Origin of the sequence: Kordiimonas sp. SCSIO 12610 (assembly GCF_024398015.1) — a bacterium.
Taxonomy (GTDB): Bacteria; Pseudomonadota; Alphaproteobacteria; order Sphingomonadales; family Kordiimonadaceae; genus CANLMI01.
Window position 1 is genome coordinate 3,137,618 of sequence record NZ_CP073747.1, and the last position, 19,203, is coordinate 3,156,820.

Annotated in this window: 18 protein-coding genes; 10 read left to right on the plus strand and 8 right to left on the minus strand. The window is 44.9% G+C overall.

Annotation, left to right across the window (positions count from 1 at the left end; genetic code table 11):
* The first annotated feature begins 70 nt into the window (after positions 1 to 70).
* The 3 genes from KFF44_RS14415 to KFF44_RS14425 all read left to right on the plus strand — a co-directional run bounded on the left by KFF44_RS14415 (position 71) and on the right by KFF44_RS14425 (position 3,255).
* Entirely contained in the window at positions 71 to 1,315 is a 1,245-nt protein-coding gene (locus tag KFF44_RS14415; protein ID WP_255935415.1) for an NADH:flavin oxidoreductase/NADH oxidase family protein, read from the plus strand.
* 39 nt (positions 1,316 to 1,354) lie between these two features.
* Complete coding sequence (pgeF, locus tag KFF44_RS14420; RefSeq protein ID WP_255935417.1) at positions 1,355 to 2,143, plus strand: peptidoglycan editing factor PgeF; 789 nt, start codon at positions 1,355 to 1,357, stop codon at positions 2,141 to 2,143.
* Positions 2,144 to 2,322: 179 nt separating this feature from the next.
* Positions 2,323 to 3,255, plus strand: a complete 933-nt coding sequence (locus KFF44_RS14425; RefSeq protein ID WP_370691173.1) for a ribose-phosphate pyrophosphokinase — start codon at positions 2,323 to 2,325, stop codon at positions 3,253 to 3,255.
* Positions 3,256 to 3,324: 69 nt separating this feature from the next.
* Here KFF44_RS14425 and KFF44_RS14430 read toward each other — a convergent pair whose 3' ends face one another.
* Positions 3,325 to 4,026, minus strand: a complete 702-nt coding sequence (locus KFF44_RS14430) for a hypothetical protein (RefSeq protein WP_255935420.1) — start codon at positions 4,024 to 4,026, stop codon at positions 3,325 to 3,327.
* Positions 4,027 to 4,334: 308 nt separating this feature from the next.
* Between KFF44_RS14430 and KFF44_RS14435 the strand changes: the two genes are divergently transcribed.
* The 3 genes from KFF44_RS14435 to ychF are packed head-to-tail and all read left to right on the plus strand — an operon-like array spanning position 4,335 to position 6,813.
* Entirely contained in the window at positions 4,335 to 4,967 is a 633-nt protein-coding gene (locus KFF44_RS14435; protein WP_255935422.1) for a 50S ribosomal protein L25/general stress protein Ctc, read from the plus strand.
* A gap of 38 nt (positions 4,968 to 5,005) precedes the next feature.
* Positions 5,006 to 5,710: an aminoacyl-tRNA hydrolase gene (gene pth / locus KFF44_RS14440; protein WP_255935424.1), complete on the plus strand. Its 705-nt coding sequence runs from the start codon at positions 5,006 to 5,008 to the stop codon at positions 5,708 to 5,710.
* On the plus strand, positions 5,710 to 6,813 hold the full coding sequence (gene ychF / locus KFF44_RS14445) for a redox-regulated ATPase YchF (RefSeq protein ID WP_255935432.1): 1,104 nt from the start codon (positions 5,710 to 5,712) through the stop codon (positions 6,811 to 6,813). The genes pth and ychF overlap by 1 nt, the downstream gene beginning before the upstream one ends.
* 77 nt (positions 6,814 to 6,890) lie before the next feature.
* On the opposite strand, the gene KFF44_RS14450 is transcribed toward ychF, so the two are convergent.
* Together KFF44_RS14450 and efp are read right to left on the minus strand one after the other, a co-directional pair.
* Entirely contained in the window at positions 6,891 to 7,715 is an 825-nt protein-coding gene (locus KFF44_RS14450) for an inositol monophosphatase family protein (protein WP_255935434.1), read from the minus strand.
* A 75-nt stretch (positions 7,716 to 7,790) separates the two neighbouring features.
* Positions 7,791 to 8,354, minus strand: a complete 564-nt coding sequence (gene efp, locus KFF44_RS14455) for an elongation factor P (protein ID WP_255935436.1) — start codon at positions 8,352 to 8,354, stop codon at positions 7,791 to 7,793.
* A 225-nt stretch (positions 8,355 to 8,579) separates the two neighbouring features.
* Between efp and KFF44_RS14460 the strand changes: the two genes are divergently transcribed.
* Complete coding sequence (locus KFF44_RS14460) at positions 8,580 to 9,137, plus strand: peroxiredoxin family protein (RefSeq protein ID WP_255935437.1); 558 nt, start codon at positions 8,580 to 8,582, stop codon at positions 9,135 to 9,137.
* Between the two features lie 44 nt (positions 9,138 to 9,181).
* On the opposite strand, the gene thiE is transcribed toward KFF44_RS14460, so the two are convergent.
* A complete protein-coding gene (gene thiE / locus KFF44_RS14465; protein ID WP_255935438.1) occupies positions 9,182 to 9,832 on the minus strand; it encodes a thiamine phosphate synthase in 651 nt (216 codons plus the stop codon).
* A gap of 24 nt (positions 9,833 to 9,856) precedes the next feature.
* The gene (gene fbaA / locus KFF44_RS14470; RefSeq protein ID WP_255935439.1) at positions 9,857 to 10,918 is read right to left on the minus strand and encodes a class II fructose-bisphosphate aldolase; all 1,062 of its coding nucleotides are present in this window, start codon (positions 10,916 to 10,918) and stop codon (positions 9,857 to 9,859) included.
* Between the two features lie 205 nt (positions 10,919 to 11,123).
* Between fbaA and KFF44_RS14475 the strand changes: the two genes are divergently transcribed.
* Both KFF44_RS14475 and KFF44_RS14480 read left to right on the plus strand, forming a co-directional pair.
* Entirely contained in the window at positions 11,124 to 12,104 is a 981-nt protein-coding gene (locus KFF44_RS14475) for an ABC transporter substrate-binding protein (protein WP_255935440.1), read from the plus strand.
* A 4-nt stretch (positions 12,105 to 12,108) separates the two neighbouring features.
* Positions 12,109 to 14,061 carry a response regulator gene (locus tag KFF44_RS14480; protein WP_255935441.1) on the plus strand — a complete coding sequence of 651 codons (1,953 nt, stop codon included), beginning with the start codon at positions 12,109 to 12,111 and terminating at the stop codon, positions 14,059 to 14,061.
* Between the two features lie 5 nt (positions 14,062 to 14,066).
* Here the strand turns inward: KFF44_RS14480 and pgk are convergent, their stop codons facing one another.
* The 3 genes from pgk to tkt all read right to left on the minus strand — a co-directional run bounded on the left by pgk (position 14,067) and on the right by tkt (position 18,398).
* Positions 14,067 to 15,233: a phosphoglycerate kinase gene (gene pgk / locus KFF44_RS14485; RefSeq protein WP_255935442.1), complete on the minus strand. Its 1,167-nt coding sequence runs from the start codon at positions 15,231 to 15,233 to the stop codon at positions 14,067 to 14,069.
* 71 nt (positions 15,234 to 15,304) lie between these two features.
* Positions 15,305 to 16,312 (minus strand): type I glyceraldehyde-3-phosphate dehydrogenase, encoded by a 1,008-nt coding sequence (gene gap / locus KFF44_RS14490; protein WP_255935447.1) that lies wholly within the window; start codon positions 16,310 to 16,312, stop codon positions 15,305 to 15,307.
* An 82-nt stretch (positions 16,313 to 16,394) separates the two neighbouring features.
* Complete coding sequence (gene tkt, locus KFF44_RS14495; RefSeq protein WP_255935448.1) at positions 16,395 to 18,398, minus strand: transketolase; 2,004 nt, start codon at positions 18,396 to 18,398, stop codon at positions 16,395 to 16,397.
* A 319-nt stretch (positions 18,399 to 18,717) separates the two neighbouring features.
* Between tkt and KFF44_RS14500 the strand changes: the two genes are divergently transcribed.
* Complete coding sequence (locus KFF44_RS14500) at positions 18,718 to 19,203, plus strand: hypothetical protein (protein ID WP_255935449.1); 486 nt, start codon at positions 18,718 to 18,720, stop codon at positions 19,201 to 19,203.

The following is a 19,203-nucleotide window of genomic DNA, read 5'->3' on the forward strand; positions in this document are numbered from 1 at the left end:
ATCCATGCCGACTTGTAATTAAAGACCGCTGATGTAATTTCACCAATATATTCAATCAGGAGATATTATTATGGCGGCCACATCCTTGTCTTCCGTATTCAACCTACCCAACGGCTCAAGCTTCCCAAACAGGGTAGCAAAGGCTGCGATGGAAGAAAGCCTGTGTGCCCCAGATCATGGTCCAAGTGACCGTTTGATAAACTTATACAAACGCTGGTCAGAAGGCAAACCAGGCCTTCTGATAACTGGAAACATCATGGTCGACCGTAAAGCGCTTACAGGACCCAACAATGTTATCGTAGAAGACGACAGGCATATTGAAGGGCTGAAGGCATGGGCAAATGCCGGAACCATTGGCGGCAATCAACTATGGGCACAAATTAGCCATCCCGGGCGACAGGTTTTTGCCAATATGGACGATGAACCAGTTGCCCCGTCTGCCGTCGGTGTTAACATTCCCGGAGCGCGCGGCATGTTTGCCATTCCTCGCGAACTGAGTAGTGACGAAATAAACGATTTGATCGAACGCTTTGGTAAAACAGCATCTATACTGGATAAAGCAGGCTTTGACGGGGTGCAAATTCACGGTGCACATGGGTATTTGATCAGTCAATTTCTATCTCCAATAACCAATCAACGTACGGACGAATGGGGTGGTTCTATTGAAAACAGAGCCCGTTTTCTTATGGAAATCATCAAAAGCGTTAAAGACGCGACAGGTGATAAGTTCAGTATTGGTCTAAAGCTAAATAGTGCAGATTTCCAACGTGGTGGCTTTACAGAAGAAGATGCAGAGACCGTTATCAAAATGCTGAATGTGGAAAAATTAGACCTTCTTGAAATATCTGGCGGCACTTATGAAGCCCCAGCCATGTCTGGTAAAACACCCACGAGCGAGTCTACGCTCGCCCGCGAAGCTTATTTCCTAGAGTTTGCAACAAAAATAAAAGCAATAACAACCATACCTATCATGGTGACAGGTGGTTTCAGAAGCAAAGGCATTATGGACGAGGCGCTTGAAACTGGCGCACTCGACATTATTGGGATGGGCAAGCCGTTTGCTTGCGATCCAAATGTAGCGCAAAAGTTAGTTGAAAACCAAATTGACAAGGTACGAACCAAAGATATTAAAATGTCAAAGCCCGCATTTGAAAGTGTATCAGAAATGGCTTGGGCCAAAAGTCAGATACAGCGAATTTCAGCAGGTAAAAACCCGGACCCAATTTGGCCACCATTATGGAACATGATCGGTTCACAGATTACACAGCGCCGAGACGCTAAAAAGTACAAAGAATGGCTAAAAACTGCCATCTAACAGTTATAGGTCAACGAGCCATCCAATAAAGACAAAGTCATGCTGAATACAAAAAAAATCAAGACATGCCAACTCGAATATTCGAACGCTATTGATTACCCTCATGGCTTTTTTTCCAATAATGGTGGTGTTTCTGAAGGCATATATAAAAGTTTGAACTGCGGCCCCGGGTCTAATGATATTCCGGAGCGTATTATCACTAATCGCGCTTTAGTCGCTGAAGCCTTAACAGGTGATAAAACGACACCCGTTTTAAGCCTTTACCAAGTCCATAGTAATATCACTGTTCGTGCCAACAGCGATTGGAAGGAAAATCGCCCAGAAGCTGATGCAATGGTTACAAACACCCCGGGCCTTGTGCTCGGAATTTTAACCGCCGACTGCACACCGGTGCTGTTCGCAGATAAAAAGAATAAAGTAATTGGAGCCGCACATGCAGGGTGGAAAGGAGCACTATCCGGGGTTTTACAAGCTACGATCAATCAGATGTTGTCACTGGGTGCACAATTGGAAACCATAACAGCGGCAATAGGCCCAACAATTCATCAACCTAGCTATGAAGTGACGCAGCCATTTAGAGATAAGTTCTTAGAACACAATGAAGCCTACAATAAATTTTTTCATAGTGGATGTGATAACGACCATTTTCAGTTCAATTTACCTGAGTTTGTAAAATGGCAGCTTCGCGAAACCGGCCTTCAATCAATCTATTCATCCACTACAGATACATATACCAGCCAGAATCATTTCTCATATCGCAGGACAACTCATAAAAACGAATCAGATTATGGTCGGCAAATGTCTGCCATCACACTTCCCCACCCTTAAAAGTAGACGATTCTATATTTTGTGCGATTTTGAGTAGCTTTATCATCGATAAAAACACACCTTCGTGAGGAAGTTTGCAGAATTATTACGGATAACTTTACAGAACAGGTTGGCCCTGATAAACGAGCCCCATATTCAAACCTCAACATTTCCTGCCACAGGGAGGCGACCTTATGGGAATGAAGATTTTATCTGGTAACTCTAACACCGAGCTTGCCGAGGCTATCGCTGCATATCTTAATATGCCACTCACAAAAGCAGCTATCAAACGTTTCTCAGATCAGGAAGTCTTTGTAGAAATTCATGAAAATGTTCGCGGCGAAGATGTTTTCATTGTTCAGCCAACGAACTTCCCAGCGAATGACCATATGATGGAACTGCTGGTCGCGATTGACGCCTTAAAACGTGCTTCCGCGAGGCGTATTACCGCCGTTATCCCGTATTTTGGATACGCGCGCCAAGACAGAAAGCCTGGACCAAGAACACCAATTTCAGCAAAGCTTGTTGCAAACCTTATTACAACAGCAGGCGCGAACAGGGTCCTCACAATGGACCTTCACGCTGGTCAAATACAGGGTTTCTTTGATATCCCAACAGACAATTTGTATGCCATGCCTGTGCTTGTTCGCGACATGAAAGAAAAGTACACAAACCGTGAAACAACAATCGTTTCGCCAGATGTTGGTGGTGTGGTTCGTGCACGTGCGTATGCAAAACGCATGGATGCTCCCATCGCAATCATCGATAAACGGCGCGAGCGCGCTGGCGTTTCCGAAGTGATGCACTTGGTTGGTGAAGTTGAAGGTACGGACTGCGTACTTGTTGATGACATAGTTGATAGTGCTGGTACACTATGCAATGCAGCAAAAGCCCTCAAAGACGCTGGTGCCAAATCCGTTTCGGCATACGTGGCTCACGGTGTATTATCAGGCCCAGCATTAGAACGCATAGAAAACAGTGTAATGGATGAAGTTGTTATAACTGACAGCATTAAACCTACTGAAGGTGTTCATGCGAACTCTAAAATTCGTGTGGTTACTGTCGCACCATTACTTGCAGAAGCCATGAACCGCATCGCACACGAAACAAGCGTTTCAAGCCTGTTTGATTAAGACATAATGAAACAAAATTAAAAGTCTCAGAAACCCATCTGAGACTTTTTCATATTTTAGCCGATAGATTTAGATTCCTAAATCCGCTGGTGTTAGAAAGACAAGATCAGGCGCATCATAATCTGGGAAAATCTTCTCTAAGGCTTTTGCGGTAAATTCCGCAGCAACAGGGCCCACTCGTGTAGTGCCTGACGTCGTTAAATAAGCATAATCACGGCCTTGGTAATTACGGCCTGCCGTAAATTTAGGCACCAATGCTGTCCAAACTTTATGCTCAGCGATTAAATTATTGTTCTCGTCATAATGCTTAACAACGCCTTTCATGCGACTATTGAAGGAATTAATCGCGGCAAGGGGAAAATTAGCAATCCTTAACTCGGTAATATCAAGAACAATTCTACCATTGAAGCCGTCAGGACTGGCTTCTTCAATCCCCCGTTTCATCATTTCTTCTATGAGAGCAGGTACCGAATAATCATCAAGATTAGGAATTAACCTTTCATTTGCCCATTCAGTCTGGAAGAATCTGCTATTATTCAAACGGTCCCGTGGGCGTTGTGCCTGACGTGAACCATCTCTGCGAAAATCTCTGAAGACTTCTTCCCGCTGCTTATCAATAGCGGATATACGATCCATTCGTTTCGCCAAATATTTTGAGAAACTCAATTCAATGATATCTGACTCAGCAAATGCTGTACCAGAAAGCCCGAGCATTACAGGTATAACCGCTGCAGAAACAACCTTTCGGAATTTGACTATATTCTTAAACATTTAAGTCTCCTCTTTACGATTCACACCCAACACATTTTATAATCGCAGAATATAACATTAGATTGAACCTGACATGAACAAAAATAAAATACTTGCCTAATTAATATCCTCCGGCCAAGAAGCCTTAGAAATAGCGTTTTTACGTAGTTTTTAAGCCGATTCAGCCTTGCATTATCCATGAAAAAAGGGTACACCCCGCCAACCTTGAATGCATAGGCTTCAAGCTAATCCGTCCTTGCATCCCTGGAGGAAGTGACGGTCGGACATAAAATTACTTTATGACCGAATAAAAATATTGGAGAAATCAGATGGCCAAAGTCATCACTATCGCGGCTGAACCGCGTGAACGAGTTGGCAAGGGAGCCTCTCGTGCAGCACGTCGTGCTGGTCAAGTCCCTGCTGTTATTTACGGTGATAACAAAGAACCAGAAGCTATTCAAATTCCACAGAATGAAGTTATTCGTCTTCTAAACCGTGGCGGTTTTATGTCTCATACTTTTGAGATTAAAGTCGGCAAGAAAAAAGCAACAGTACTTCCACGTGATCTGCAATTGCATCCTGTGTCTGACGCACCGATGCACATTGACTTCTTGCGCCTTGGTAAAGGTGCTACTGTTGTAATGTCAGTTCCTGTTCGTGTAACTGGCGAAGAAGTTTCACCTGGCCTCAAGCGCGGTGGTGTAATTAATCACACACGTCACGATATCGAGCTAAACGTTCCTGCGGACGCAATTCCTGAGTTTATCGAAGTTTCTGTAGCAGAACTTGAACTCGGTGAAGCAGCTAAGATTTCTGATGTTACGCTTCCAAAAGGCTGCGAACCAACGATTACAGATCGTGACTTCACAATCTGTGCGATCGTTGCTCCAAGTGGACTTAAGTCTGCTGAGAATGCAGCATCAGACGATGAAGCAGAAGCATCAGAAGAGACTGCTGAATAATTTCGAGTTAATATCTCGTATAGTCGAAGGAGTTTGAAATGCTGCTTTTTGTCGGACTTGGCAACCCTGGCAGCAAATATGAACGCAATCGACACAATATTGGTTTTATGGCGGTGGACGATATTGTTCATCGCCATAATTTTTCCGCTGGTCAGAAGAAATGGCAAGCCATAACTTTTGAAGGTCGAATTGGCAACGAGAAAATTATTGCGCTTCAGCCACAGACCTTCATGAACAACAGCGGTCAATCCGTTGGGGAAGCCATGCGCTTTTTCAAACTTAGCCCCGGTGATGTATTTGTATTCTACGACGAATTAGATCTGGCTTTTGGTAAAATAAAAGCAAAAATTGGCGGCGGGGCCGCAGGGCATAACGGAATTAGGTCAATTACATCGCACATAGGCGCAGACTACAATCGTATTCGTATGGGAATTGGCCACCCCGGGCATAAAGATCGGGTACACGGCCATGTTTTAGGTGACTTCGCAAAATCTGAACAAACAGTTCTGGATGATATGCTATCAGCCACAGGGCAAAATTCATCGTGGCTAACCAAGCGTGATTTACCGCGGTTTATGAGTGAAGTTGCACTTTCGACGTCACCAAATAAATCAAATACGCAAAAACATACAGGCAACAAGACTTCACCAACGAAAGCCATAACGCCTAAAAAATCAAAACAAGATAGTAAGCAAGAAGGGCCGATGGCTGCAATGCTTCGCGCACTTAAAGGAGATAAGTAATGGGTTTTAAATGTGGTATTGTTGGTCTACCCAATGTTGGAAAATCAACCCTTTTTAACGCCTTAACGAACACAGCGTCTGCGGCAGCGGCAAACTATCCTTTCTGCACCATCGAACCGAATGTTGGGCAGGTTCCCGTCCCGGACGAAAGGCTTTACGAACTAGCGAAACTCGCGGGATCTAAAAATGTAATAGCAACGCAATTGTCATTCGTAGACATCGCAGGGCTAGTACGCGGAGCATCAAAAGGGGAAGGCCTCGGCAACCAATTCCTGGGCAATATTCGCGAAGTAGATGCCATATGCCATGTACTACGCTGTTTTGAAGACGGCGACATCACCCATGTGGACGGGCGTGTCGATCCTGTGGCCGACGCAGAAACGATCGAAACCGAATTAATGCTTGCAGACCTTGAGAGCCTCGAGGGGCGTATCCACAACCTTGGCAGGCGCGTCCGCGGAGGAGACAAGGAAGCGATTGCAACCCTTGCCATGGTAGAGCGGGCGATTGAAGTTCTCAAAGAAGGAAAACCCGCTAGGTTTGTAGAAGTAGCAGATGAAGAAGAAGCCAAAACACTAAAGATGCTTCAACTTTTAACTGCGAAACCCATTCTTTATATTTGTAACGTTGACGAAGATAGCGCTGCAACCGGCAATGAATTTTCAGAGGCTGTTCAAAAAATGGCTGAAGAACAGGGATCAGGCTGCGTTATTATTTCAGCGGCCGTCGAAGCAGAGATCGCTCAGTTGGACGAAGATGAAGAGAAAGCAGAATTCCTAGAAACACTCGGCCTGGGCCAAACTGGACTGGCGCGGGTGATCAGAGCCGGGTATGACCTTCTCAATTTGATTACATATTTCACGTGTGGGCCTAACGAGACAAGAGCCTGGACTATCACAACTGGCACCAAAGCCCCTCAGGCAGCTGGGGTAATTCATACTGACTTTGAAAAAGGCTTCATTCGCGCAGAAACAACTGCATATGACGATTATGTTGGATTGGGTGGTGAACAAGGTGCAAAAGACGCAGGGAAAATGCGACTTGAAGGTAAGGACTATACCGTTGCGGACGGCGATGTGATGCTTTTCCGTTTCAATACCTGATAGAGTGTAAATTAGTACAAATAAAAAGGCCTCAGTTTACGACTGAGGCCTTTTTCGATTCTAGTACAAAACGCTGATTAACTAACGTTAGTTTTCTTTGCAAGATTACGCCGAGCACGCTTGATAACGCGCTCCATCGGTGAATGTAACCTATCATTTGAGGCAATAACCGAGCCGTTCTTTAGCATATCCTGACGGCCTGAAATATCACTCACGTAACCGCCTGCTTCACGAACAAGCAGAATACCGGCAGCAATATCCCAAATATTCAGGTTATCTTCCCAAAAGCCGTCAAAACGGCCCGCTGCTACATACGCCAAATCAAGTGAAGCAGCGCCGAAACGGCGAATGCCCGCAACGCTTGGGATAAACTCCTCAATTTCAGCAACAGATTCTTCTGCACCTTCCTTACCTTTGAAAGGAATACCGGTTGCCAAAAGTGCAGTTTCTAGCTTATCCCGCCCTGCAACACGCAAGCGTGCATCATTCAGGTAAGCGCCCTGACCTTTTTCAGCCCAGAATAAATCTTCAGTTAAAGGGGCATACGTGACGCCAGCAACAATCTCCCCGCGCTCCTCAACCGCAACAGTAAGCGCAAAATGAGGTAATCCATGTAAAAAATTCGTCGTGCCATCAAGTGGATCAATAATAAAGCGAGTATCAGGTTTCCTACCTTCAATTTCTCCGCGCTCTTCCATAATAAATCCAAAGTCCGGGCGTGCTGTAGACAACTCTTCAAACAGAATTTGCTCGGCTTTGCGGTCAGCGGTTGATACAAAATCAGCTGGGCCTTTTTTAGAAACTTGCAAATGTTCAACCTCGCCGAAATCACGGCGAAGACCACGGCTTGCTTTCATAACCGCGGAAACCATTACATTAATTAAGGGGGAACGACGGGCCATTTTGGCTTCCCTTCATAAAATCAAAAAGAAACCGCAGTGCCTCAGCGCACTGCGGTCTATGAATAAATACTAGAATTAGTCAGCGCGGCTTACATACTCACGCTCAGACGTAGAAACAACGATACGGTCACCAGCATTAACAAACGGAGGAACACCAACGCGCAATCCATTTTCCAGCAACGCTGGCTTGTATGAACTTGATGCTGTCTGTCCTTTAACAACAGGCTCAGTTTCAGTGACTTCCAGTGTTACTTTTTCAGGTAAACTTACACCAAGGGGGGTCTCTTCATGAAATTCAATCTGAACCTGCATACCGTCTTGTAAAAATACCGCGTCTTCGCCGATATCTTCTTCAGAGATCGAGATTTGCTCGTATGTGTCCTGATCCATAAAATTATACATGTCGCCTTCTTGGTAAAGATATTGATAGTCTTTTTGCTCAAGACGGGCACGCTCAACTTTCTCACTGGAACGGAAACGTTCGTTTAATTTTGAACCATCCCTTAGATTCTTTAATTCCACCTGGAGATAGGCTCCTCCCTTTCCAGGTTGGGTGTGTTGCGTTTTCACAGCACGCCATAAACCACCTTTATGTTCGATAACATTACCCGGACGAATGGAGTTTCCATCAATTTTCATGAGCACACCTCAGCAAGAACCATAAATCAAAGATCGAAAGTCATCTGATGACTTTGGAGCGCGGTCTAACAGATTTAACCTTATTGTGCAATACCGTGCGGTAAGTGAATTGGGCTTGTTTATTGCTATTGAGCAGATAGTAGATTGACGCGAATGTGATATTCAATGCCATATCGGATACGCTATACATTTTGAATATGTTACGGCACGCAAAAGGTATACATCATGCGAACTTTTTTAATTGGTATTTTCCTTTTTCTGGCAAACCCTTATAGCCTGTCAGCGGAAATAGAAGACATTGGCCCCGCGATTGGTTCAAAAATACCGCACAATCTATCTGTTAAGGATGATCAAGGAAACGAGCAATCCTTTAATACAGTGGTGGGTCAGAAAGGCGCGGTCCTTATTTTCTATCGCTCAGCAAACTGGTGCCCGTTTTGTAAGAATCAACTCATTGACTTAAACAAGTCAGCAGCAAAACCCGCTAAAGCACTTGGGTACAATTTGATCGGTATAAGCTATGACGCTGTACCTGCCCTTAATAAGTTTAAAGTGAAATATCAGATTTCGTATCCCCTTCTCTCTGATGAAGGATCAAAAATTATCGAGGCCTTTGGAATACGGAATGAGGAGCATAAAGAGGGGCACTTTGCCTATGGCATTCCTCACCCCATGATTATAGTCACTGATGAACATGGTATTGTAAAAGCGAAACTTCGCGAAGAAGGCTATCGCAACAGGCCAGAAGTTGAAGTTCTTTTGGAAACGCTAAAAAGTCTTTGATCGAAGCACTTGAAAAAAGGCTGCTTTACGTGACGGCCTTTTATTTATGTAGATTCGGCCGCTCTGATCGCGCTCAGAAGTTTCTTAGCCCCTTCTACTGCACCACCTGGGTAGTTCCAAACGGCGCCTGACACTGCTATAAAATCAGCACCTGCTTTTACCAACTCCCCACAATTTTCGGCTGTAATGCCACCAATAGCGACACAAGGAAGCTCAGTGATCGCTGACCAGACACGAAGCAGCTCCGTATCTGCCTGATGCTCAGTAGCTTTGGTCTCGCTAGGATAGTAGGCACCAAAGGCCACGTAATTAGCACCTGCCTCTCCTGCCTGAAAGGCAAGGTCCATGCTATCATGGCATGTCACACCGATATCACGGTCAAAACCGATTATATCGCGGGCTTCGTCAATGCTACCGTCGCCTTGTCCTATATGAACAGCATCTGCGTCCAAGGCTTCTGCCAAATCAGCACGGTCGTTTACGATGAATGCCACATCATGAGCGTGGCAAACATCGCGGATTTTTGCCCCGACAAACAAAACCTGCTCATCGTCAATATTTTTAAGTCGAAGTTGCAAGCAAGCGATCTCGACTGATTTAAAAATATTTTCCAGATCAATAATATATTGATCCACATCTTCAATCACTTCAGGCGTGATCAAATACAGCATGCATGGTTCTTTTGTTGGGGCCATTTTAATTCAACCTATGTCTGCGAACTAGTCCGCAAGGGATTTCCCGCGTGATTTAAGATCAACAAAGGCTTCGTCAAGGCGTGCAATCATCGCCTCTTCACATTTACGAAGCCAAACGCGCGGGTCATATTGCTTTTTGTATGGCTGACCTGTTTCAGGATGCACCTGCCATTTAAACGCTTCCTGATTTTCGTTTACATATTTGCCAACAGCTTCAGAGAAAGCAAACTGAGTATCTGTATCAATATTCATTTTGAAAACACCGTACTCAAGCGCTTCTTCAATTTTCGCTTTTTCAGAACCGGAACCGCCGTGGAATACAAAATTCAACGGATTTGCACCTGTTGCGCGATCTGCAATCACCAAGTCCTGTGACGCTTTCAAGATTTCAGGGCGAAGTTTAACATTACCCGGTTTGTACACACCGTGCACATTACCAAACGATGCAGCCACAGAGAAATGCCCAAGCGGTGTTAGTAAATCATAGGCTTTCAACACATCTTCGGGCTGTGTGTAGAGGCTGGGGTTTTCAAAATCATCGCCGACATCAGCACCCACGCCGTCTTCTTCACCGCCTGTAACACCCAATTCAATTTCCAGGCTCATGCCAAGCGGGTCCATGTCTTTAAGAACACGGGCACAGGTTTCCAGATTATCATCAATAGCTTCTTCTGATAAATCGAGCATATGCGAGCTATAAAGTGGCACGCCTTCTTTATTAATGTTCTTACGGCTTTCTTCCACTAAGGCTTCAACCCAAGGAACCAATTTCCGGTTCGCATGGTCAGTATGAAGAACAACACAAATACCATAGTGCTCTGCCAATAATTGAACATGTTTCGCCGCAGACACAGCCCCCAGTACCTTGGCACCAAAACTGTCTTCCATGCCTTTTCCTGCATAGAACTGAGCACCACTATTCGAAAACTGAATGATAATATCAGATTTATTCTTCGCAGCAGCTTCCATAACCGCATTAATTGAACTTGTTCCAACTACATTCACCGCAGGAAGCGCAAACCCTCCATCCTTGCAGTTTTGAACAAGCTTTGCATAATCTTCACCGAATACAACACCTGGCTTCATGAGAAATTCCTGTAAATTAGGCCGCAGCCGCAAAAACCATATTAATTATATGCAGTTTGGGTTCAGAACATGCTCTGCCTCAAACTGCATAACAACACGCTGTCTTGATACACAAACTCGCTAAACTAGGCAATGAATGATCGCTTCCCTATTTGTGTTATTCGTGTAAACTTAATCCCAGCGATGATTTTAAAGGCGGGAACTAATGATCAAGCTGATGAAATTTTATCTTCAAGTCATGATTTCTGTTCTGTGCGTGTTTACCATAAATTCATGCGCACCCAAACATCCAGACCCACCGATAACAGTCGCTGCGAACCTCTGGCCCGGATATGATACGTTTTTCATGGCTGAGACCTTGAACATGTACCCTGAAAATTCTGTTCATATGGTTGAAACCCCGCGCTCGCTTGCCTTAGCGCAGGCGATTAGAGGGGCCAGTATTGATGCAGCAGCCATGTCTCTCTCCAGAGCTATTGAAATCTCAGAGAAAGAGGTAGATGTTTCAATCGTTTTAGTGCTCGACAGTTCGGAAGGCGCTGACGCAATCCTTGCAAAACCAGAATATAAATCCATTAAGGATCTTAAGGGCAAACGTGTAGCAGCAGAAATGGACTCTATCACAGGCTATATGTTTTTACGGGCTCTCGAAATCAATGGCATGTCACTTGATGATGTCATTATGAATAGTATCGATAATAGAATTATGGCAGAGCTTTATGAAGCTGAGGAGTTGGACGCCGTTGGCATATACGGATATGACCGAGCGAAAGTCGCTGAACTGGGGGCCGTAAAATTATTTGATTCTTCAGAAATCTCTGGTGAAATTATTGATGTTCTGGTTGTCAGAAATAAATACATCGAACAATACCCAAACCGAGTTGTTGATTTAATTGTCGGTTGGATTAAAACACTAAACTACATCAATTCTCTAAAATCTAGTGATGATCTTCCTATTGGCGCGATGAACAGAGAAGATTATGTGGCGGCGAAAAATGGCGTCAAAATTTGGAGTCCGACTGATAACATAAATGCCTTTGAAAACAATCATTCAAGCATACAGTCTATCATCGATATAAATATTCAGCACGGTATTGATTTAGGCTTTGTTCGTGAAGGGGTAAAACCTCCGTCGATCCGGGGAGATTTCCTGACCACCGCATTAAAGCGACTGGGATCGGATTAACCATATGCTTAAGAATCTCGCTCTTAAAACCCTGATACCGATCCTCTTCCTTATTAGCGGGCTAATTCTGATTTTCGCATTCTATATAATCGTTATCCCCGCTGCTAAAAAAGAGACTTACGAATTTGCTGAAAAACAATCTCGATTATTGATGCAATCGCACCAAGGTCGATTAGATACGTTGCTTAGTAGCGGAAATGAAACCAGAATTGGTTATGATATCTTTTTTGCAGCAGCTGATGAACGCATAAAAATGATATTGGTTATCGATGAAAAAAATACCATTCAATATGCCCACCGCTCAAGATTAGTTGGAGAGACTATTGATAATATTGGCATTGCATTCTCTAGAGACTTAATCGATACAACGACAAAGTATGGCACTATCTCGGTTGATAGAGTAACCGATCAATCAGACCTAATTGCCGCCTATGCTGGTTTAACCTTTGTTACACCTGACAATACAATAAACCGCTGGACACTGATCATTGTTGAAGACTATGGAACGGTCTTGGATCATATTACGTCTATTGTTACCTTCCCATCTGAACTCTTGGCAACATTCTTCATCATTATCGGCACTGGCCTCGTTGCAATATTAGGTTTAAGACTTAGAAAAAGACTAACACCACTGCTGGACAGTGCGGCAGCTATTGCAAATGGCAATACAAATGTTCGAAGCAACCTGAGTGGTCAAGATGAGTTCGCTGAACTCAGCATGGCATTTGACCACATGGCAGAACAGTTCGAAAATCAACAGAAACAATTAAAAATAGCAAAAGACACAGCCGAAAAAGCAAATCGTACTAAAACCTTGTTCCTCGCTGGCATTAGTCACGAGATACGAACACCGCTTACAAATATCATTGGCTTTTTGGAACTCATAGACCAACCCACAACCAATGCCGATGACATCAAACTATTCTCGCAATCTGCTAAGGTGTCGGCGGACACGCTTCTCGGTTTAATCGAAGATATCATGCAGTTTTCCAAGTTGGATTCTGGTGAAATAATACCAATAAACGAACCTTTCTGCTTAAATCTTCTGGTTCAAACAATTGTAGAACCATACACCCAACAACTCAGTGAAAACTTTTTGGATATCCGGATTGAGAGCGAATCTGATGAACCCATTTGGATAGAAAGCGATTACAGAATTATCCGTCAAATTTTGATGAATTTACTCAGTAACGCAATTAAATTTACATTGAATGGCACCATCACCGTAGGCTTGGGGATAAGAGACAAATCTGAACATAATTCAATTGCGACAATTTGGGTTGAAGACAGCGGTATAGGCATGAAGCCATCATTACGTTCAGAAATTGAGGATTTCCTGAACAGGCCCCAAGACAAACAATATGAAGATGCATTGGGCTTGGGCGTTTCAATATGCAAGCAACTGAGTTCACTATTGAATGGGCAGTGGACCATTGAGTCTATCGAGGGTGAAGGAAGTAAATTCACTCTAGAAATAGAAACAACCAAAGCAGCCCCTCAAACGGAGCTATCCTTTAAAGACATCAATATTCATCAACAAAACCAACTTAACATTCTAATTGTTGACGATCACACAGTGAACCGCCTGCTGATCCAAAGTATCGTCGAAAAATGGGGGCATTCTGTTACTTGCGTCGATAGCGGACCAGAAGCTATTGAAGCCGTAAAAGCGACTTTAATTTACCCTGACAAACCCTTCTTTGATGTTTGCTTGCTTGATATCAATATGCCAAACATGAACGGGTATGAAACGATCCAAAACATTCGAACTTTATCAGAGAAAACAGCACGTTTACCAAGTATCGCCATCACAGCCAACGTCAGCGAACAAGATCGCACAGAATGTTTAAAGCATGAAATTGAAGGATTTGTTCCCAAACCGATTGACACAGAAAACCTCGCTGCGGAGCTTTTCCGTGTCACACATATTTTGGAAACCAATTCGAAGAGGCAATAAAGTGCTTACTTTTTAAGGGCTTCCACACCCGGTAGTTCACGGCCTTCCATCCACTCAAGGAATGCACCACCTGCCGTAGAGATATGGGTAAAGCTGTCTTTTGCCCCTGCATGCGCAAGAGCGGCTACTGTATCACCGCCACCAGCAACACTAAGAAGCGAGCCTTCATCAGTTAGGTATGCTGCTTTTTGCGCCAGTGCCACGGTCGCCCGGTCAAAAGGTTCCATTTCAAAGGCACCCATTGGGCCGTTCCACACAAGCGTGTTTGCATTTTCCAAAACGTCACAGAGAGCGGTTACAGTTTCGGGGCCTGCATCCAATATCATTTCATCTGAAGCTACATCATCAGCCGTAATGGTGCGATTTTCTGCATTTGCTTTAAACTCTTTAGCGACGACGACATCACTCGGCAGATGTACCTGACATCCTGCTTTTTCTGCACTCGCGAGGATAGCAAGCGCCGTGTCTTTAAGGTCATTTTCACAGAGGCTTGCACCAACATCAACACCCCCAGCATAAAGGAAGGTGTTCGCCATGCCGCCCCCAATAATTAGGTGATCTACTTTCGCGACGAGGTTTTCAAGCACTGCAAGTTTTGAAGAAACCTTAGCACCACCTACAACAGCAACAACCGGTGATTTCGGATTGCCGAGAGCGTTATCCAGAGCCTCAAGTTCAGCCCCCATTGTTTCACCGGCGGCTGCGGGCAGTAGTTTTGCAATCGCCTCTGTGGATGCATGAGCGCGGTGCGCACATGAAAAGGCATCGTTAATATAAACATCACCCAACGCTGCATAGCGCTTGGCAAGTTCGGCATCATTCTTTTCTTCACCTGCTTCAAAACGCGTGTTTTCCATCACAACAACATTCGTCCCAGGCAATTCACTACCCAATTCTGCAAAAGCCACATCACAGCCCAAAACATCAGCTAGTGCCGGCACTACGGGTTTCAGTGACATTTCGGATACTTTTTGTCCTTTGGGTCGACCGAAGTGCGCGAGTAAAACACATTTACCGCCGGCCTTCAGCACTGCCTCAACAGTCGGCTTCACGGCTTGAAGGCGCGTATCATCGGTTACAACACCATCTTGCATTGGAACGTTTAAATCCACACGGACTACTGCACGTTTACCCGTCAAATCACCAAAGTCAGAAATTCGATTAAATGCCATTTTTCTTCTCTTAATAAGATCAATATAAAAAAGGCGGCTATAAAGCCGCCTGATTTCAAATTCTATATTCCTTAACCAAGGCTCGCCATCTTAACCGCTGTATCAGACATACGGTTTGAGAAGCCCCATTCGTTATCGTACCACGTGAGGATACGTACAAAACGGCCATCAATAACTTTTGTTTGGCTTGCATCAAACGTTGAGCTGTTCGGGTTATGGTTAAAGTCGATAGAAACCGCTGGCATATCTTCATATCCTAGAACACCTTTAAGACGGCCTTCCGCAGCTTCTTTGATCGCAGCATTGATTTCTTCCGCCGTTGTATCGCGGCCTGCATCAAACTTAAGATCAACCATAGAAACATTTGGTGTTGGTACGCGAACCGCTGAGCCATCAAGCTTGCCTGCAAGCTCAGGAAGCACAAGACCTACAGCTTTAGCTGCACCAGTGGATGTAGGGATCATTGAAAGCGCTGCTGCACGAGCACGGCGCGGGTCACTATGAAGTGTATCAAGAACTGGCTGATCACCTGTATATGCATGAACAGTTGTCATGTAACCACGCTCAATACCAACAAGTCCGTCAAGAACCTGAGCAACCGGCGCTAAGCAGTTAGTCGTGCACGACGCGTTAGAAACAATAATGTCATCAGCTGTTAGTTCATCGCTATTCACACCGTACACAACTGTACGGTCAACGTCTGTACCAGGTGCTGAGATCAAGACTTTCTTGGCACCGGCCTCAAGGTGTTTTGCCGCTGCATCACGCTTAGTGAAAATGCCGGTACATTCCATTGCAACATCAACATTCTCTTCACCCCATGGAAGAGCCGCAGGGTCGCGCTCAGCGGTTACACGAATGCGATCGCCATTTACGATGATAGCACCGTCTTCAACACTCACTTCACCAGGGAATGGGCCATGGACACTATCGCGCTTCAAAAGGTATGCGTTCATTTCAGCGTCACCAAGGTCGTTCAGTGCTACAACCTTGATATCTGTGCGGCCACTCTCGTAAATCGCGCGAAGTACGTTACGGCCAATACGGCCAAATCCATTAATAGAAACGCGAACAGTCATTCCCTAGTCTCCAATCTTTCAAAAGAACCCTCAACATGAGGTAAAAATCAACAGTAAAACTCAAATATCTCTTAACTATGCCTTACAGCTTCTGTTTAACAGCATCAATCAGCGCATCAGCTGTTATACCGAAATGTTTGTACAGAGCATCCGCAGGCGCCGACGCGCCAAATGTATCAATACCGATATTAACGCCGTCAATACCTGTGTAACGCTCCCAGCCGTACGTAGTAAGCGCCTCAATAGAAGCCTTCAATGCATCAGAGGGTAGCACGCTTGCTTTATAGCTGCTGTCTTGCTGGTCAAATAACTCGGTAGACGGCATAGAAACAACACGTGTCGGCGTGCCTTCTGCTTCGAGACGTTCCCGCGCTTCGGCAGCAATTTCAACTTCTGAGCCGGTTGCGATCAAAACAACAGCAGGATTACCATTTGACGCCTCGTGCAAGATATAACCGCCTTTGGCACAAAGATTTTCCTCTGTATGATCAAGGCGCTGCTGCTTAAGCCCTTGACGCGTTAGTGACAACACTGACGGTGTTTCCTTGGCTTCAAGCGCTAGCGCCCAGCATTCTGCTGTTTCAACAGCGTCACAAGGGCGAAACACATTGAGGTTCGGCATAGCGCGCAAACTTGCAACATGCTCAACAGGTTGGTGCGTTGGTCCGTCTTCGCCGAGGCCGATACTATCATGTGTCATCACATAAATAGAACGTTGCTTCATCAACGCCGCCAAACGGATAGCTGGACGCGCGTAATCAGTGAAAACAAGGAAAGTACCGCCGTATGGAATATGGCTGCCATAAAGCGCCAAACCATTCATCGCTGCTGCCATCTCAAATTCGCGGATACCATAATATATATAGCGCCCCGTGAAGTCGTCAGCCGATATACCTTCTGTCTGGCTTGTTTTCGTAAGGTTGGAACCGGTTAAGTCAGCAGAACCACCAATTGTTTCTGGAACAACACCGTTGATAACCTCTAGTGCCATCTGGCTGGCTTTACGTGTCGCCACCTTAACGGGTTCTGCAACCAATTGCGCTTTATAATCATTAATTGATGTAGCGAAAGAGGATGGCAGCTCTTTGTTTTGACGGCGTTCAAAATCAGCACGTACAAACTCATCAAGCTTTGCAAACTCAGCTTGCCAGTCACTCACAAGCGCTGCCCCTTTAGCACCGACAGCGCGCCATTCATTCAGAACATTTTCGGGAATTTCAAATGCGGCATGCGGCCAATTCAGAAACTCACGCGCGTTAGCAATTTCATCATCACCCAGTGGTGCACCGTGCGTAGCAGCCGTGCCTTGTTTATTCGGAGAGCCGTAACCAATTGTCGTACGGCAGGCGATCATAGATGGCAGGTCACTGCGCTGCGCTTCTGCAATCGCTGCTTCAATCGCTTCTGGATCATGACCGTCCACCGCCTGAACATGCCATCCGGCTGCTTCAAAGCGCATACCCATGTCTTCACTTGACGAAAGATCAATACTGCCATCAATCGAAATCGAATTGTCATCCCAAAGCACAATCATTTTGGAGAGCTTAAGATGGCCCGCAAGCGAGATTGCTTCCTGGCTTACGCCTTCCATCAGGCAACCATCGCCCGCTAACACATATGTATAATGGTCTGTAATTGTGTCGCCGTATTCTGCATTCGAAAGGCGTTCAGCTATTGCCATCCCAACCGATGTTGCCAGCCCCTGCCCCAAGGGGCCTGTTGTCGTTTCCACACCCGGACATTCACCAAATTCAGGATGGCCCGCAGTCGGGCTGTGAAGTTGGCGGAAATTTTTGATATCTTCAATCGTAGGATGCTCATATCCTGTCAGATATAAAAGTGAGTAAATCAGCATGGAGCCATGCCCTGCTGACAGAATGAACCGATCCCTGTTTGCCCATGTTGGGTTCTTCGGATCAAACTTCATAAAGTTTCTAAACAGAACCGTTGCTACATCTGCCATTCCCATAGGCATACCAGGGTGTCCAGAGTTTGCTTTCTGGATTGCATCCATGGAAAGTGCTCGGATTGCATTTGCCATGTCATTGTGAAGGTCATTTTCTTGAGAAAAGTCGATATCGCTCATGTGCTCATCTAGCCTTTAATTGCTTGAAGCTAAAAACAAGGTTGGCTGGGCCACATTGCGCGACCTAAGCCCCGAATTTGCGCCAAAATGGCGAGGATGCAGCACATAGTCAAGAACAGAACTCAATTAAGTCAGTCATTAATGGTTCTTCCTGATCCTATTTTATCTTTTCCGTGATTGACCAAGCCCCTAAATCAAGCGTAGTCTTTGGCAGAAAGCAGCCAGATTATATGCAATCCGCTTGAATAAAGGACGACCTTATTCAAGGAATACGCAATATTTTTTCTGGCCATAATTTCGGCGGATAAAGGATAAATCAATGCAATCTGATGCATCAAACAACAATTTAGAAGCAGCACGAACGCGACTCGAAGCATCTCTATCACGCCTAAGTCATGGTGTTGCTAATTCTCGTGAAGCTTTATCAACAGCCCAAAATATGGTGACTGAGAAAAACGCGCTTGCTGAAAAAGTAGCTGCCTTAGAGAGCGAAAATCTTAAACTGCATGACCAAATTGCTATCCTGTCGAACGAAAAACACAAAAATAGTGATGTTGATGAACTTAGGTCTGAAAAGGACGCGATCGAAAAGAATTATCAACGCCTGAAATCACAATTCGCAGACTTACAGGACGAGTTAGATGCAACGGAGAACAGCAATATGGAGGCTGCATTTGCTGCAATAAAAGCGGAAAATGACATCCTAAAACAGGAGAATGCCATCCTAAAGGCTGAACGTGATACAGTGAAAGTACGCCTAGAAGGTGCGATATCCCATGTAGAAACGATGGTTGAAGGAGCATAA